This window comes from Streptomyces sp. XY431 (assembly GCF_001279805.1).
Taxonomy (GTDB): Bacteria; Actinomycetota; Actinomycetes; order Streptomycetales; family Streptomycetaceae; genus Kitasatospora; species Kitasatospora purpeofusca.
Genome location: NZ_LGDO01000325.1, coordinates 1 through 460 on the forward strand (window position 1 = coordinate 1; position 460 = coordinate 460).

1 protein-coding gene is annotated in these 460 nt (G+C 68.7%); it reads left to right on the forward strand.

Going from position 1 to position 460, the window contains the following annotated elements; translation table 11 throughout:
- On the forward strand, nucleotides 1–460 hold a 460-nt coding region (locus tag ADK60_RS24895; protein WP_234371243.1), incomplete at both ends, for a condensation domain-containing protein.

Below are 460 nucleotides of genomic sequence, written 5' to 3' on the forward strand. Positions count from 1 at the left end.
CACGGTTCCGGTGCGGGTGCGGCTGGACGCGGCGTCCTCGCTGGAGGAGCTGGTGGCCGAGGTGCAGTCCCAGCAGGTGGAGCTGATGGCTCACCAGCATTTGGGTCTCGCCGACATCCAGCGCCTCGCCGGGGTGGGCGAACTCTTCGACACGCTCACGGTGTTCGAGAACTACCCGATCGATCCGAAGGCGGCGGCTGGCGTTGCCGGTCTGCGGATCGCGGGGGTGCCCGGAAAGGACGCCACCCACTACCCGCTCAGCATCGCCGCCATGAAGAACGGTGGCCGGCTGGCGCTGGACCTGGGCTATGCCACGGATCTGTTCGACGCTCCGGCGGCCGAGGAGATCGGCTCGAGGATCCTGCGGGTGTTCGAGGCGGTGTTGGTTGGTCCGTCGGTGTCGGTGGGGCGTGTTGACGTCCTGTCGGCGGGTGAGCGTCAGCGGGTGGTGGAGGAGTGG